At 74.0% G+C, this 14677-nt stretch carries 17 protein-coding genes and 1 pseudogene; 12 read left to right on the top strand and 6 right to left on the bottom strand.

Features of this window, described 5'->3' with window-relative positions; translation table 11 throughout:
* Nucleotides 1-8 precede the first annotated feature (8 nt).
* Entirely contained in the window at nt 9-692 is a 684-nt protein-coding gene (locus tag GA0070620_RS24685; protein ID WP_091594685.1) for a response regulator transcription factor, read from the top strand.
* Between the two features lie 107 nt (nt 693-799).
* Here the strand turns inward: GA0070620_RS24685 and GA0070620_RS24690 are convergent, their stop codons facing one another.
* Nucleotides 800-1603, bottom strand: coding sequence for a hypothetical protein (locus tag GA0070620_RS24690; protein ID WP_091594687.1), 804 nt, complete (start codon nt 1601-1603; stop codon nt 800-802).
* Between the two features lie 79 nt (nt 1604-1682).
* Here GA0070620_RS24690 and GA0070620_RS24695 point away from each other — a divergent pair, with 79 nt between their 5' ends.
* Entirely contained in the window at nt 1683-2627 is a 945-nt protein-coding gene (locus GA0070620_RS24695) for a Ppx/GppA phosphatase family protein (RefSeq protein WP_091594689.1), read from the top strand.
* A gap of 76 nt (nt 2628-2703) precedes the next feature.
* The gene (locus GA0070620_RS24700; protein WP_172836495.1) at nt 2704-3510 is read left to right on the top strand and encodes a sugar phosphate isomerase/epimerase family protein; all 807 of its coding nucleotides are present in this window, start codon (nt 2704-2706) and stop codon (nt 3508-3510) included.
* A gap of 33 nt (nt 3511-3543) precedes the next feature.
* Here the strand turns inward: GA0070620_RS24700 and GA0070620_RS24705 are convergent, their stop codons facing one another.
* From GA0070620_RS24705 to GA0070620_RS24715, 3 genes are read right to left on the bottom strand one after another with little or no spacing between them, the layout of a single operon-like run.
* Nucleotides 3544-4128: a CGNR zinc finger domain-containing protein gene (locus tag GA0070620_RS24705; RefSeq protein WP_091594691.1), complete on the bottom strand. Its 585-nt coding sequence runs from the start codon at nt 4126-4128 to the stop codon at nt 3544-3546.
* A 19-nt stretch (nt 4129-4147) separates the two neighbouring features.
* Nucleotides 4148-5314, bottom strand: coding sequence for a glutathionylspermidine synthase family protein (locus GA0070620_RS24710; RefSeq protein WP_091594693.1), 1167 nt, complete (start codon nt 5312-5314; stop codon nt 4148-4150).
* Between the two features lies 1 nt (nt 5315).
* Nucleotides 5316-5585, bottom strand: coding sequence for a hypothetical protein (locus GA0070620_RS24715; protein WP_231921958.1), 270 nt, complete (start codon nt 5583-5585; stop codon nt 5316-5318).
* A gap of 107 nt (nt 5586-5692) precedes the next feature.
* Here GA0070620_RS24715 and GA0070620_RS24720 point away from each other — a divergent pair, with 107 nt between their 5' ends.
* The 9 genes and pseudogenes from GA0070620_RS24720 to GA0070620_RS24760 all read left to right on the top strand — a co-directional run bounded on the left by GA0070620_RS24720 (nt 5693) and on the right by GA0070620_RS24760 (nt 12718).
* Nucleotides 5693-6613, top strand: coding sequence for a proline dehydrogenase family protein (locus GA0070620_RS24720; protein WP_091594695.1), 921 nt, complete (start codon nt 5693-5695; stop codon nt 6611-6613).
* A 127-nt stretch (nt 6614-6740) separates the two neighbouring features.
* Complete coding sequence (locus tag GA0070620_RS24725) at nt 6741-7541, top strand: alpha/beta fold hydrolase (protein WP_091594697.1); 801 nt, start codon at nt 6741-6743, stop codon at nt 7539-7541.
* A complete protein-coding gene (locus GA0070620_RS24730) occupies nt 7534-8109 on the top strand; it encodes a TetR-like C-terminal domain-containing protein (RefSeq protein ID WP_091594699.1) in 576 nt (191 codons plus the stop codon). The genes GA0070620_RS24725 and GA0070620_RS24730 overlap by 8 nt, the downstream gene beginning before the upstream one ends.
* A gap of 76 nt (nt 8110-8185) precedes the next feature.
* Nucleotides 8186-9472, top strand: coding sequence for a hypothetical protein (locus tag GA0070620_RS24735; protein WP_091594701.1), 1287 nt, complete (start codon nt 8186-8188; stop codon nt 9470-9472).
* Nucleotides 9473-9486: 14 nt separating this feature from the next.
* Nucleotides 9487-9627, top strand: a pseudogene (locus tag GA0070620_RS34300) (ABC transporter ATP-binding protein); the annotation flags it as partial.
* Nucleotides 9628-9956: 329 nt separating this feature from the next.
* Nucleotides 9957-10166 (top strand): helix-turn-helix domain-containing protein, encoded by a 210-nt coding sequence (locus GA0070620_RS24745; protein ID WP_007465625.1) that lies wholly within the window; start codon nt 9957-9959, stop codon nt 10164-10166.
* Between the two features lie 264 nt (nt 10167-10430).
* Nucleotides 10431-10532: a 30S ribosomal protein bS22 gene (locus GA0070620_RS24750; RefSeq protein WP_007465623.1), complete on the top strand. Its 102-nt coding sequence runs from the start codon at nt 10431-10433 to the stop codon at nt 10530-10532.
* A 120-nt stretch (nt 10533-10652) separates the two neighbouring features.
* Nucleotides 10653-11726 (top strand): NAD-dependent epimerase/dehydratase family protein, encoded by a 1074-nt coding sequence (locus GA0070620_RS24755; protein ID WP_091594705.1) that lies wholly within the window; start codon nt 10653-10655, stop codon nt 11724-11726.
* A gap of 134 nt (nt 11727-11860) precedes the next feature.
* Nucleotides 11861-12718 carry a lysophospholipid acyltransferase family protein gene (locus GA0070620_RS24760; RefSeq protein WP_091599332.1) on the top strand — a complete coding sequence of 286 codons (858 nt, stop codon included), beginning with the start codon at nt 11861-11863 and terminating at the stop codon, nt 12716-12718.
* 24 nt (nt 12719-12742) lie between these two features.
* On the opposite strand, the gene GA0070620_RS24765 is transcribed toward GA0070620_RS24760, so the two are convergent.
* Both GA0070620_RS24765 and GA0070620_RS24770 read right to left on the bottom strand, forming a co-directional pair.
* Nucleotides 12743-13621 carry an HAD family hydrolase gene (locus GA0070620_RS24765; RefSeq protein ID WP_091594707.1) on the bottom strand — a complete coding sequence of 293 codons (879 nt, stop codon included), beginning with the start codon at nt 13619-13621 and terminating at the stop codon, nt 12743-12745.
* 81 nt (nt 13622-13702) lie between these two features.
* On the bottom strand, nt 13703-14599 hold the full coding sequence (locus tag GA0070620_RS24770) for a DUF5667 domain-containing protein (RefSeq protein WP_377520071.1): 897 nt from the start codon (nt 14597-14599) through the stop codon (nt 13703-13705).
* Nucleotides 14600-14677: the final 78 nt, after the last annotated feature.

A 14677-nucleotide genomic window follows, 5' to 3' on the forward strand; every position in this document is an offset into this window, starting at 1 on the left:
AATCCCCGTTGAGCCGCGTTCTGGTGGTCGAGGACGAGGAGTCGTTCTCCGACGCGCTGTCGTACATGCTCCGCAAGGAGGGCTTCGAGGTCTCGGTCGCCGCGACGGGTCCCTCGGCTCTCACCGAGTTCGACCGGACCGGCGCCGACATCGTGCTGCTCGACCTGATGCTGCCCGAGATGTCGGGCACCGAGGTGTGCCGGCAGCTCCGGCAGCGCTCGCACGTGCCGATCATCATGGTCACGGCGCGGGACAGTGAGATCGACAAGGTCGTCGGCCTGGAGATCGGGGCCGACGACTACGTGACGAAGCCGTACTCGCCGCGCGAGCTGGTGGCCCGGATCCGGGCGGTGCTGCGCCGGCAGAGCCCCGAGGTGGCCGAGTCGGGCGCGCCCACGCTCGCCGCCGGCCCGGTCCGGATGGACATCGAGCGCCACGTGGTGACCGTCGACGGCACCACCGTGCAGTTGCCGCTGAAGGAGTTCGAGCTGCTGGAGCTGCTCCTGCGCAACGCCGGCCGGGTCCTCACCCGGGGGCAGCTCATCGACCGGGTCTGGGGCGCGGACTACGTCGGCGACACCAAGACCCTGGACGTCCACGTCAAGCGACTGCGCTCCAAGATCGAGCCGGAGCCGTCCGCGCCGCGGTACATCGTGACCGTGCGCGGCCTCGGCTACAAGTTCGAGCCCTGATCGACCCGGCCACGGCGGGGTGCGTTAGCGCGCCGCCGTGGCCGCCACGACCCTGACCGGCCGGCGACCGGGACCGCCCGGCGCCCGGGGTCAGCGAGCGTCGGGGGTCAGCGAGCGTCGGGGTCGGCCGGGTGCGGCGCGACGAGGCCCTGTCGGACGCGGGCCGCGCAGAGTTCGGCCAGCTTCGCGTACGCGGGGGCGCCGATCAGCGCGGTCAGCTCCGGGCCGTAGGAGATGTACATCGGCTCGGTGCCGACGTGGGCGTCGGTCGAGGAGGTGCACCACCAGTCGAGGTCGTGCCCGCCGGCGCCCCAGCCGCGCCGGTCGAACTCGGACAGCGTCGACACCAGCACCTTCGTGTTGTCCGGCCGCTTGACCCACTCCTGGTCCCGACGGATCGGCAACTGCCAGCACACGTCCGGCTTGTATTCCAGCGGGTGCACCCCGTCGCGCAGCGCCTGGGCGTGCAACGCGCAGCCGCCGCCACCGGGGAAGTCGGCGTCGTTGAGGAAGACGCACGGCCCGTCGGCGCCCTGGGTGGCGGTGCGGCGGGCCGGGTTCTTGCCGTCGATCGTGTCGTTGTCGGTCCAGTTCTTGAACCCCCGGCGGAAGTGCTGCCAGGTCTCCGGGGTGAGCCGCTTGGCCGCGGCACGGACCCGCTTCTCGTCGTCGGAGTCGGTGAAGAAGGCGCCGTGCGAGCAGCAGCCGTCCGCCGCCCGACCGGCGATGATGCCGTGGCAGCCGCGGCCGAAGACGCAGGTCCAGCGGGAGAGCAGCCAGGTCAGGTCGGCCCGGACGAGGTGGCTCTCGTCCGCCGGGTCGGCGAACTCGATCCACTCCCGAGGGAAGTCCAGGGGCACCTCGCGGCTGCGCGGGTCACCGGGGTCGTCCACCAGTACGCGGAGCTCCATCGTCACCCGGCCCAGCGTACGCGCGACCGACCGTGCGGGCCGCCGAGCCGCGCAAACAGTGTGGCCATAGGGTCGAGGGATGCGACTGGGTGTCCTCGACGTCGGCTCCAACACGGTGCACCTCCTGGTGGTGGACGCGCACCACGGTGCCCACCCCTGGCCGGCGCACTCGGAGAAGGTGGTGCTTCGGCTGGCCGAGCAGATCGGCCCGGACGGCGCGATCACCGAGGCCGGGGCCGACGGGCTGGTCCGGGCCGTCAGCATGGCCAAGGCGGCCGCCGCCGGCCTGGAGACCGACGACCTGATCGCGTTCGCGACCTCCGCCGTGCGCGACGCCACCAACGCGCCAGCGGTGCTGACCCGGGTCCGGGAGGAGACCGGCGTACGCCTGGAGGTGCTCCCCGGCGCGGACGAGGCGCGGATGACGTTCCTCGCGGTGCGCCGGTGGTTCGGCTGGTCGGCGGGCCGCCTGCTGGTGCTGGACATCGGCGGTGGCTCCCTGGAGATCGCCGCCGGGATCGACGAGGACCCCGGGGTCGCGGTCTCGCTGCCGCTCGGGGCGGGGCGGTTGACCCGCGAGCGGTTGACGGCGGAGCCGGGGGGACTCACCCCGCCGTCCGCGCGGGCCGTCGAGGAGCTGCGGGAGTACGTGGACAGCGTGCTCGACCCGGTGATGAAGGACATGACCGACGTGGGGTGGGAGCGGGCGGTCGCCACCTCGAAGACGTTCCGCACCCTGGCCCGGTTGGCGGGTGCCGCGCCGTCCGGCGCCGGGCTCTGGGCCCGGCGGCGCCTGAGCCGCACCGGGCTGCGCCAGGTGATCGGCTTCATCCGGCACATCCCGCCGGGGCAGCTCCACGAGCTGGAGGGGGTCAGCGCCGGCCGCGCCCACCAGCTGCTGGCCGGTGCGATCGTGGCGGAGGCGGTGATGCGCCGGCTGGACGTGGACGCGCTGGACATCTGCCCCTGGGCGCTGCGCGAGGGCGTCATCCTGCGCCGGCTTGATCAACTCGGCCCGGTCTGAGAGGGACCGGCCGGTTGCGGTCGCTTTGCGACTGCTCGTCACGATGTCCGGGCGGGACCGGGCTACCCTGGCTGGTGTGACTTCCCGCGTCCCGGTGCTCCTGTCCAGCTCGTCGGTCTTCCCCGAGCGGACCGCGGCGGCGTTCCAGCTGGCCGCGGCGCTCGGCTACGACGGCGTCGAGGTGATGGTCTGGACCGACGCGGTCAGCCAGGACGCCGGGGCGTTGCGTGGCCTCTCCCAGCACTACGGGGTGCCGGTGCTCTCCGTGCACGCGCCATGCCTGCTGGTGACGCAGCGGGTGTGGAGCCCCGACCCGTGGGAGCGGCTGCGCCGCTCGGCCGAGCTGGCCGAGACCCTGGAGGCGCCGACGGTGGTCGTGCACCCGCCCTTCACCTGGCAGCGTGACTACGCGCGCAACTTCGGCGACGGTCTCGCCACGATCGCCGGACAGTTCCCGGGCCTCCGCCTCGCCGTGGAGAACATGTACCCGGTGCGGATGGCCGGCCGGCAGTTCGTGCCGTACGTCCCGACCTGGGACCCGACCGAGACCGGCTACCCGGCCTACACCCTCGACCTGTCGCACTGCGCCGCGTCGCACAGCGACTCGATGGAGATGGCCGACCGGATGGGCGACGCGCTGGCGCACGTGCACCTGGGCGACGGCACGGGTGAGGGGCGCGACGAGCACCTGGTGCCGGGCCGGGGCACGCAGCCCTGTGCGGAGCTGCTGCGGTCGCTCGCCGGGCGCGGCTTCACCGGGTCGGTGGCGGTGGAGGTGTCGACCCGGGGCGCCCGCAGCCGCGCGGTGCGCGAGGACGACCTGCGCGCCGCGCTGGAGTTCGCCCGCCAACACCTGAACACGCCGTCCCCGGTCGACGCCTGACCGGCGCGGGCCGGGCGGCCCGCGCCGTCTCGGTCAGCTGACCGGGCTGAGTGACTCGGCAGCCGTCGCCTGCGCGCCGACGGCCACCTGCTCGCCGACCGCGGCCCGCTTGCGCGCCCGGTGGGCGGCGACGTGCGACCGGGTGGCGCAGCGCTCCGAGCAGAAGCGCCGGCAGTTGTTGGACGAGGTGTCCAGGTAGACGTTGCGGCACCGTTCGTCGGCGCACACCCCGAACCGGGCGCTGCCGTACTCGCAGAGCCAGACCGACAGGCCCCAGATCGCGCCGGCGAGGTATTCCGCGCTCACCGAGGCGCCCCGGCTGGTCACGTGCATGTGCCAGTCGCTGGAGTCGTGGCCCGAGATGCGCGGCTGCACCGGGTAGGCCTCCAGCAGGGTGTTCAGCTCGGCCACCGCCTGGGCGTCCCGCCCCGACGTGCCGTACTCGAACACGTCGCGCAGGCGCTTCTGCGCCCGCCGGAAGATTGTCAGGTCCCGTTCCGCCACCTCGTCGCGCATCCACGCGCTGGTGTCGGGGAAGAGGGCACGCAGGTCGTCGAGGTCGTCCAGACGGGCGTTGACGAGGTCAACGCCGGTCCGGGCGTACGCGTCGAAGTTCACCCTGCCAACGGTAGACGACTCAGGCGGGGCGCGGCGCGTCGATGTAGTGCGGCAGGAACCGCGCGTAACCGTCGGTGATGAGACCGGCGCTCTCCCGCACCCCGGCGCCGGCCGACTCGCCGGCCACGATCCAGCTGCCCAGGACCGTCCGGTTGCCCGCGAAGTCGGGCAGCGGGCGGAACTCCTGGTAGCACCAGCCCTCGTCGCCGTAGCTGCCCGGATTGGTGATCTCCTCGGCGGGCGTGACGATCCGCACGGAGCCGCCCTCCCGGCCCAGCAGCGGCTTGGCGACGTACTCGGTCATACCGCGCGGCGAGTCGAGGTACGCGGGCAGCAGGAACTCGTGGCCCGGGTAGAGCTCCCAGAGCACGGCGAGCAGCGCCTTGTTGGACAGCAGCAGCTTCCAGGCCGGCTCGATCCAGGTGGTCGGGGTGCCCGGGTCCAGGGCCAGCGGTCCGTACGGCTCGGCGAGCATCCACTCCCAGGGATAGAGCTTGAAGCAGGTGGTGACCGGCTGGTCGGCGGCGTCCCGGAAGCGCCGGCCGTCCCAGCCGATCTCCTGGATCGGCAGCAGCTCCACCGCGAGCCCGGCCTGGCGGGCGGTCTCGGCCAGGTAACCCGCCGTCATGTGGTCCTCGCCCGATTCCTCCTCGTTCGACCAGACCACGTGCACCCGCGGCTCGTGCAGCCCGGCGCCGACCCTGGCCCAGGCGGCGACCAGCCGCTCGTGCAGGCTGTTCCACTGGTCCAGCTCGGGCCGGGTGTGCTCCAGCCAGTACCACTGCACGATCGCCGCCTCGACCAGCGCGGTCGGGGTGTCGGCGTTGTACTCCAGCAGCTTCGGCGGCCAGCTGCCGTCGTACCACAGGTCGAAGCGGCCGTAGAGGGTCGGCGGCGCCTCCCGCAGGGAGCGGGCGACCGCCTCGGCCGCCCAGGCGGGGATGCCGAACTCGGCGTACCGGCCCCGGGTCACGACGTGCTCGGCGGCGGCCACCGACATCCGGTGCAGCTCCTCCGTCGCCTCCTCCAGCCGCAGCACCTCGTCCAGGTCGAAGGCGTACGCCGCCGACTCGTCCCAGTACGACATGATGCCGCCGTCGGGCAGCTCGGTGTCGACGTACACCAGGCCCTGCGACCGGATCGTCGCGTCCCAGTCGGGACGGGGGGTGGTGGACTCGCGGCGCACCTCAGCCGCCGCAGGAGGCGAGGTGGGTGCCGAAGCCGCCCCGATCGGGCACGGCCGCCGCGACCGGCTCCGGGGCGGTCCGCGTGGCGGCCGGCGCGGGGACACGCAGGGCGAGCGCGACGGTGTCGCCGCCGCCCTCCGGGCCGAGCGCGCAGTCGTCATCGTCGTCGTCGGAGGTGAGGTTGCAGCCGGAGAGGGCGAGCGCCAGGACGGTGAGGGTGCCCAACTGGACGGAGGCCGACCGCAGCCGGCGGCGGGGGTGTCGTTCCACGGGATCGTTGTAACCTATCCGTGCCAGATCCGCGTGCCCGGACCGGGTCCCGGACGGGGCCGCACGCCCCTCGGCGGGGGTCCGCGCACGGGCGTTACGCTCGGCTCATGCTCCGTTCCGTCATCCTCGCCGCCTCCCGGTCATCCCAGGTCGAGCGGCTCGTCGCGACGGCCCCGTTCACCCGGGACGTCGTCCGCCGGTTCGTGGCCGGCGCCAAGACCGACGACGCTCTGCGCGCGACCCGCGCACTCGCCGCCGACGGTCTCGCGATCACCCTCGACCACCTCGGCGAGGACACCGTCACCCCCGAGCAGGCCAACGCGACCCGCGACGAGTACCTGAAGCTGCTGCGGCTGCTCGCCGGCGCGGGGCTCACCCCGGCCGCCGAGGTCAGCGTGAAGCTGTCCGCCCTCGGCCAGATGTTCGACGAGCAGTTGGCGTACGACAACGCTCGGGCGATCTGCGCGGCGGCCGACGAGGCGGGCACCACGGTCACCCTGGACATGGAGGACCACACCACCACCGACTCGACGCTGGACATCCTGGCGAAGCTGCGCAAGGACTACCCGTCGACCGGGGCGGTGCTCCAGGCGTACCTGCGCCGCACCGAGTCGGACTGCCGTGAGCTGGCCACGGCGGGGTCCCGGGTGCGGCTCTGCAAGGGGGCCTACAAGGAGCCGGAGTCGGTGGCCTACCAGTCGGCCCGCGAGGTCGACAAGTCCTACGTCCGGTGCCTGAACATCCTGATGTCCGGTGACGGCTACCCGATGCTCGCCACGCACGACCCGCGCCTGATCGCGATCGGCGAGGACCGGGCCCGCTGGTTCGACCGGGGTCCGGACCGGTTCGAGTTCCAGATGCTGTTCGGAATCCGCCCCGAGGAGCAGGCGCGCCTGGTCGGTGAGGGCTACACCGTCCGCACGTACGTCCCGTACGGCGACCAGTGGTACGGCTACCTGATGCGCCGGCTCGCGGAGCGCCCGGCCAACCTGGCCTTCTTCGGCCGGGCCCTGATCTCGAAGAAGTAGTCGACGCGACGCCCGAACGGGCCGGTGGGACGTGGTCCCACCGGCCCGTTCGTCGTACCCGGGCGCGCCGCCGCCGGCTTGACCGGTGAGCTTGACGGCGTTGGCTAATTAGGTTAGCTTTTACGTTATGACAGTTAGCTACGTTGCCCGCGACGGTGGCCGGATCGCCTACGAGGTGCACGGCGCCGGCCCGCTGGTGGTCCTCGCGCACGGCATGGGGGAGAACCGGGGGTCCTACCGGCACCTGGTGCCGCTGTTGGTCGAGGCGGGCCACCGGGTGGCCTCGGTCGACGTCCGGGGGCACGGCGACTCCAGCGTCGACTGGCCGTCGTACGCCCCGGCGGAGGTCGCCGCCGACCTGCTGGCGGTGGTCCGCGACCTGGGCGGCGGCCCGGCCGTGCTGGTCGGCAACTCGTCGGCCGCGGCAGCGGTCGTCTTCGCGGCGGCCGACGCGCCCGACCTGGTCGCCGGCATCGTGCAGACCGGCACGTTCGTCAACCAGCGGAAGCTCAACCCGGTCATGCGGGTCGTCGTGGCCGCGGTGACGCACAGCCCACGGCTGTTCGGGATGTTCCACAAGACCCTGTTCCCGGTGACCCGGCCGGCGGACGACGCGGCGTTCCGCCGGGCGATGGTCGCCAAGCTGAAGGAGCCCGGCCGGATGGCGGCCCTGCGCGGGGTCGTCGAGCCGGTCGAGCCGCACTGGACGACCCGGGCGCGCGAGGTCCGCCAGCCGGTCCTGGTGCTGATGGGCACGCGCGACCCCGACTTCCCCGACCCCGGCGCGGAGGCGCGAGCGGCCCGCCGGCTCTTCACGACCGCCGAGGCGCGGATGATCGACGACTCCGGTCACTACCCGCACGCGGACCAGCCGGCCCGCACGGCGGAGCAGCTGACCGCGTTCGTGGCGGTGAGCCACGGTGCCTAGGGTCGGCCTCAACCAGCAGACCGTGGTGCGCGAGGCGGCCCGGCTGGCCGACGAGGTCGGCTATCCGCAGCTCACCCTCGCCGCGCTGGCGGCCCGGCTCGGCGTCGCGCTGCCCAGCCTCTACAAGCACGTCCGGGGCGCTGACGCGCTCGCCCAGAAGCTCTCCGCGCTGGTCACCGCCGAGCTGGCCACCGAGCTGACCACGGCCGCCGCCGGGCGGGCCGGCGTCGACGCGCTGCGCGCCATCGCCGCCGCCTACCGGTCCTACGCGCGGCGGCACCCCGGGCGCTATCCGGCCACCCAACGGGTGCCGGACCCGACCGACCCCGAGCACGTCGCCGCGGGCGAGCGGGCGGTCGGCGCGATCTACGCGGTGCTGCGCGGCTACGGAATCACCGGGGACGACGCGGTGGACGCCACCCGCGCGCTGCGCAGCGCGTTGCACGGGTTCGTCGCCCTGGAGGCGGCCGGCGGCTTCGGCCTGCCCCGCGAGGTCGACCGCTCGTACGACCAGCTGGTCGACGCGTTGGACATCGCCTTCGCCGCGTGGCCCCGGCGCGCCGGCTGACCGAACCCGGTCCCGGCGGTGGCCGAACGGTGGTGTCGACCTCGCCCGACCGGACGTGGGGTCGTACCCTTCGCCGGTGACTGACGGTCCGAACCAGCCGCGAACCCGCCGCCTCTGGCCACTGTGGACGGGGCTCACCGTGGTCGTGCTGGTGCTGACCTGCGGCCTGCCGACGCTCCTGGTGGTCGGCGTTGTCCGGGAACGCGGCGACCGGGCGGTGCTCGCCCGGATCGGCGCGGCGGCCGACGACCCGGCGACCCGGGCGGGGCGGCAACTCGCCGACCGGATCGCCGCCGAGCTGGACCGGCAGTCCGAGGCGCTGCTCGCCGGCGACCGGGCCGGCTTCCTCGCGATCGCCGAGCCCGCGGCGCACGCGGACCTGCGTCGCCGGTTCGCGGCGCTGCGGGCCTTGAAGGTCACCTCCTGGCAGGCCGAGGTGACCGGGCTGCCCGCCCCGGCCGGCGACCGTCCGGGCGAGTGGCGGCTCGTGGTCCGGTTCCGCTACTGCTTCGCGGTGCCCGGCTGTCGGCCCAGCACCGTGCTCGCCGGCACCCGCTGGCGGGAGGCCGGAGACCGGCCCCGGCTGCTCGCCGTGGAGGAATCCCGGTCGGCCGAGACCGGCACCCGACCGTGGGAGGTCAGCGACCTGGTCGCCGTCGCCGGTGAGCGGACCCTGGTGGCCACCACCCCCGCGCTGCGCGGCCGGCTGCCCGGCCTGCTCGCCGAGGCCGAGGCGGCGGCTGCGGTAGCCGACCGGTTCGCGGTGGGCGGTGACCGGCCGGACCGGTACCGGATCTTCTACGCCGGCCGGGCCGAGTGGGAGCGCTGGTACGGCGGCGGTCGACCGGCGTGGACCGGCGGCTACGCGGTCACCGTCGGCGGCGGTCACCACGAGGTGGTGCTCAACGCGGACGGCCTGACCCCCGGCGGGGCGGACGAGCTGCTCCGGCACGAGCTGACCCACGCCGCGTCGCTGCCCGACCGGGGCTACCCGGGTGACGCCACCTGGTGGCTGGTGGAGGGCCTGGCAGAGTACGCCGGCTCGGGCGGCCAGTCGCTCGACCGCTACGCGGGGCTGGCCGAGGTGCGGCGGCTGGTCCGGGGCGGTTGGGACGGCCGGCTGGACAGCGCCGCCCCCGCCGACGAGGCGTCCGCCGAGCGGGTCGCGGGCAGCTACGGCCTCGGCTACCTGGCCGTCCGGCATCTCGTCGACCGGTTCGGCGAGCGGCGGGTGCTCGCCTTCTTCGCGGCCGTCGTGCACGACCGCACGCCGGTCGACCGGGCCGCCGAGCAGGTTCTCGGCGAACCCTGGGCCGGGTTGCACGACGAGTGCGTCGCATACGTCCGTGCCCTGGTGGCCTGACCCCGCGTCCGCCCCATGATCCACCGCTGTCCGGTCGCCCGGACGTACCTGCGACACTGGTCCCCGCTCCCAGCGCGGAGCCCCGGTCCGTGTCCGGACGCGGCCCGGGGTGCCCGCCCGGTGGCTCCGGTGGCGCCGCCGGAGCCACCGGGCGCCTTCCGCGTCCGGCGCCGCCGTCGGCGGTCCCGACGCTCCGGACGGGACCGATCGGTGGGACGCGGACGCAGGATGCACCGCGCCGGTTGCGCTCCGTGTCGGCGCGCTCCACGCGCTGCGGTCCCGGCAACGGGACGGCAGGGGCGCCGAGGTCGATAACGGCAGGTCGGAACGGGTGAACCCGACGTCAAATCATGATCAGTTGTACGAAGGGATCGCGCCGGTAACAGCGGCCCCGCTACCGTACTGGTAACACGCGCGTCGCCGGTCCGGGCGGGAGCAATCCGTCGGATGGGCACGCGCCGGGCATGGGATGGGTCGGTGAGCCATGGCCGGGTCGCAGTCCGACGGTCGGCTGTCGGAGGTCAAGTTCCTGACCGTCGCGGAGGTGGCGACGGTCATGCGGGTGTCGAAGATGACGGTCTACCGCCTCGTCCACAGCGGTGAACTCACCGCGGTGCGGGTGGGCCGGTCGTTCCGCGTCCCCGAACACGCGGTCCACGAGTATCTCCGGGGTGCCTTTCAGGAGACCGCCTGAGCCGCCGGACAGGCCGTCACGCCCGACGTGACCGGCCCGCCGCGACGCCCCTCCGTGCCCGCGGACGGCAGGTCGGGCGGGTGCATCGACGGGGGCCCGTTGGTCCTGCCGCGGCCCGCCCGCTACCCTGGATCCCGACCGTGACCGCACCCCGGTGCGCCCTGCCGCCCGAGCTGGTCCGGTCCGTTGTCCGCAAGCGGTCACCGATGCCACCCGCGTGGCGTCATCCGGTCCGCCCCGCACGTTGCATCGAAAGGCTGTCGTATGGGCTCGGTGGTCAAGAAGCGCCGCAAGCGCATGGCTAAGAAGAAGCACCGCAAGCTGCTGCGCAAGACCCGCGTCCAGCGTCGCCGTCTCGGCAAGTGACCCACGCCGGGCCCGCGGCCCGGCACCGGCGTCACTCGCCAACTGTCGACCCTCGGAGGCTCAGGTGATCAGGCCGTGGATGTCCCGGCTCGATCCCGGCTGCCGAGGAAGGTGCGTCAGATGACCCCCGGTGGCACCCTCGGTGCTCCGGGGGTCGTCGTCGTGACCGGGGTGGGTCGCTACCTCGGCGCGCACGTCGCCGCGCGGCTCGCGGCCGACCCGCGCACCGAGCGGGTCATCGGCGTCGACGCGCCTGAGTCCGGCGGCGAGTTCGCCGAGCTGCTCGACGGCGTCGAGCGCATCCGGATCGAGCCCGGCTCGCTGGGCGGGCTCCTCGCCGACCTGGACGTCGACGCGGTGGTCCACCTCGCGCTGGTCACCGCCCCCGACCAGCAGCACGGCGGCCGGTCGGCGATGAAGGACCAGAACGTCATCGGCACCATGCAGATGCTCGCCGCGTGCCAGCGCGCACCCCGGCTGCGCAAGCTGGTCGTCCGCTCCTCGACCGCCGCGTACGGGGCGTCCTTCCGGGACCCGGCCGTGTTCACCGAGGAGACCGAGCCGCGGGAGGTGCCGCGCGGCGGCTTCGGCCGCGACATCCTCGACATCGAGGGATACGTGCGGGGCTTCCGCCGGCGGCGCCCCGACGTGACCGCGACCGTGCTGCGGTTCGCGCCGTTCATCGGCTCCACCGCCGACACCACGCTGACCCGCTACTTCTCCCAGCCGGTCGTGCCGACCGTCTTCGGCCGTGACCCCCGGTTGCAGTTCCTGCACATCGACGACGCGCTGGAGGTCCTGCACCGGTCGATCGTGGAGGACCACCCGGGCACCTACAACGTGGCCGGTCCGGGCGTCCTCTCCCTCTCCCAGGCGATCCGGCGAGCCGGCCGGGTGGCGCTGCCCGTGCTCGAACCGGGCCTCTCCGGGGCCGCCGCGCTCGCCCGTACCCTCGGCTTCGGTCGTTACGGCCTGGACCAGGTCGACCTCTTCGTCCACGGCCGGGTCGTCGACACCACCCGCCTGGAGCGCGAGTACGGCTTCACCCCGCGCTCGACCGCCGCCGCGTTCGACGACTTCATCCACGCCCACCACGGGGGGCGGATCGTGACCCGCAGCCAGTTGGCCACCGCCGAGCAGCTGGTGCTGGACGGGATCCGACAGGTGCGCGCGGCCGTCCAGGAGCGGACGTGACCGGGGCCGGGCCGGAGCGCGACGGCCGTGAGCTGGGCGGCCGGTTCGACGTACCGGCCGCCGCACCCGACCCGGACGCGGAGCCGGCGCGGCGCAACGGACACCGGCCCTCCACCGCGCCGGTCGCCCCGGCGGTGGCCGACCAGCCGGGGGATCCCTGGGACCGGCGGGTCGCGGGCGGCCTGGCGTTCCTGCGCCGGCGACTGTCCGGCGAGTACGAGGTCGACGAGTTCGGGTTCGACCCGGAGCTGACCGAGGCCGTGTTCCACCCGCTGCTGCGGCTGCTCTACCGCGACTGGTTCCGCACCGAGGTCACCGGGATGGAACACGTGCCCGCCGACGGCGCCGGCCTGGTCGTGGGCAACCACTCCGGCACCGTCGCGCTCGACGCGCTGATCCTCTCGGCCGCCCTGCACGACCAGCACCCCGCACACCGGTTCCTCCGGCTGCTCGGCGCCGACCTGGTGTTCCGGATGCCGGTCGTCTCCGAGCTGGCCCGCAAGTCGGGCGGCACGGTGGCCTGCAACCCGGACGCGGAACGACTCCTCGGCTCCGGCGAGCTGGTCGGTGTCTTCCCGGAGGGGTTCAAGGGCATCGGCAAGCTCTACGCGGAGCGCTACAAGCTCCAGCGCTTCGGCCGAGGCGGCTTCGTCTCGGCGGCGCTGCGCACCGGCACCCCGATCGTGCCGGTGGCCATCGTCGGGGGCGAGGAGATCTATCCGATGCTCGCCGACATCAAGCCGCTGGCCCGCCTGCTCAAGCTGCCCTATTTCCCGGTCACGCCGACGTTCCCGTGGCTCGGGCCACTGGGCATGATCCCGCTGCCCAGCAAGTGGCTGATCGAGTTCTGCCCGCCGATCCCGACCGCGCACCTGACCGACTCCGCCGACGACCCACTGGTCGTGTTCAACCTCGCCGACCAGGTCCGGGAGACCATCCAACAGACACTGCACAAGCTCCTGGAGCGGCGGCCGGACCCGTTCGGCCCCTGACCCGCGCCGCGGCCGGGCGGCTGCCTAGAGGCCGTCGCGGCGACGGCGGTGCAGCGCCAACCCGGCGCCGACCACACCCGCGACCACACCGACCGCCGCGGTCGACGGCACGGCGATCCGGACCGCCCGCCGGCCCCTGCGGAAGTCCCGCACCTCCCAGCCGTGCTCCCTGGCCCGCCGCAGCAGCGTGCCGTCCGGGTTCACCGCCACCGGCCGCCCGACCGCCCCCAACAAGGGCAGGTCGTTCGAGGAGTCGCTGTAGGCGGCGCACCGGCCCAGGTCGAGCCCCTCCACGGCGGCGAGCTGGGCCACGGCCTCGGCCTTGGCCGGACCGTGCATCAGGTCACCGACCAGCCGCCCCGTGTAGGCCCCGTCGACGACCTCGGCCACCGTGCCGATCGCACCGGTCAACCCGAGCCGCGCGGCGATCACCCGGCCGATCTCCACCGGGGCGGCGCTGACCAGCCAGACCCGCTCGCCCGCGTCCAGGTGGCGCTGGGCGAGCTGGCGGGTGCCGCCCCAGATGCGGGGTGCCATCAGCTCGTCGAAGATCTCCTGGGAGAGGCGTTCGACGTCGTCCACCCGCCAGCCCTCGATGAAGGCGAGCGCCGCGTCCTTGGCCTGCGACATGTCACCGGCGTGCTCCCGGGCGAGCAGGCGGAACCGGAGCTGCTGCCAGGCGAACCGGGCCAGGTCGGTGGTGGTGAAGTAGTTGCGCGCGGCGAGCCCGCGGGCGAACCAGTAGATCGAGGCGCCCTGCATCATCGTGTTGTCCACGTCGAAGAAGGCCGCCGCGCTCCTGTCCGGCTCGGCGGGGACGGCCGCCGACGGGTCGGCCTCCGCCCAGCCGGCGGTGTGACCGTGGGCGTCGGTGCTGACCGTCACCTTCCGGCTGCGGGCCACGCGACTCCCTCCCTCGGTCGGCGCGCCGTGCGCCTCCAGCGAGGGTAGCCGGGCCGGCTGGCTGTTGCGGAGATCCCGCGATCAGCGGTCGGTCGGGCAGGTGGCCGGGGTCGGGCCGAGCGCGTCACTGGCCACCGGGGCCGGCAGGCCGCACCCGATCGCGGCGCGCAGCGCGTCCGAGCGCTCCCGGACCGCGTCGAGCAGCGCCAGGGACTCGTTCGTGCGCGCCCGGTCGGCCCGGGTGCCACCGTCGAGCAGGTCGCGTACGACGCGTCGCTGCCCGGCGACGAAGGTGTTGACCGCGTCCAAGCCGGCGGCGTCGGCGCGCTGCGCGGCGGCGCCGGTCAGCAGGCGTACGCCCTGGCGGGTGTCGGCGTCCATGTCGTCGAGGACGGCGCTGAACCCGGCCTCGTTGCCGCGCAGCTCGGCGGCCTCGCCGAGGCGGGTGCGGGCGAAGTCGAGGAAGAGCTGACCACGGCTGATGTCCGAGCTGGCCAGGGCGAGTTGGGCGCGCTCGGTGGAGCGCTTCATGCCGTAGAGGGCGTCGCCCGGCACGGCGTTCTCGCTGGCCGCCGAAATTCCGGAGACCGCGATGGCGCCGGCCGCGATGCCGATGAGGATCGCGCCTCGGGCCCGGGCCCGACGCGCGGTGACCGCGGGCAGCAGCGAGTTGCGGACGCTTCCCGCGGCGGTGCGCTGGCCGGCCGCCTCGGTCGTCGGGGCCTTCGCCGGGTTGCCCAGGCCCTCGCGCTCGGCCGTGGCGAGCAGCATCGCCCGCAGGCCGGTGCGGAACTCCTGGTCCACCTCGACCCTCGGGCGGTCGAGGCTGAGCTGCTGACCCACCGCGACGAGCGGGGCGAGCTCCTCGTCGACCCGGGACCGGACGTGATGCCGCCGGCCGCCGTTGGCCTCGTCGAGCAGCTGCGCGAAGCGCTCGGCGCGCCGGCGGGAGAAGAGGATGTTGTCCACCGCAGGCACCTCCTCTCGCTGGTCACGGCCAGTCGGCCGCCGTTTGGCCAGCGACCGGCGGCAGCGTGACGCCGCGGGAGGTGAGGT

It is taken from the genome of Micromonospora krabiensis (assembly GCF_900091425.1).
GTDB classification, from domain to species: domain Bacteria; phylum Actinomycetota; class Actinomycetes; order Mycobacteriales; family Micromonosporaceae; genus Micromonospora; species Micromonospora krabiensis.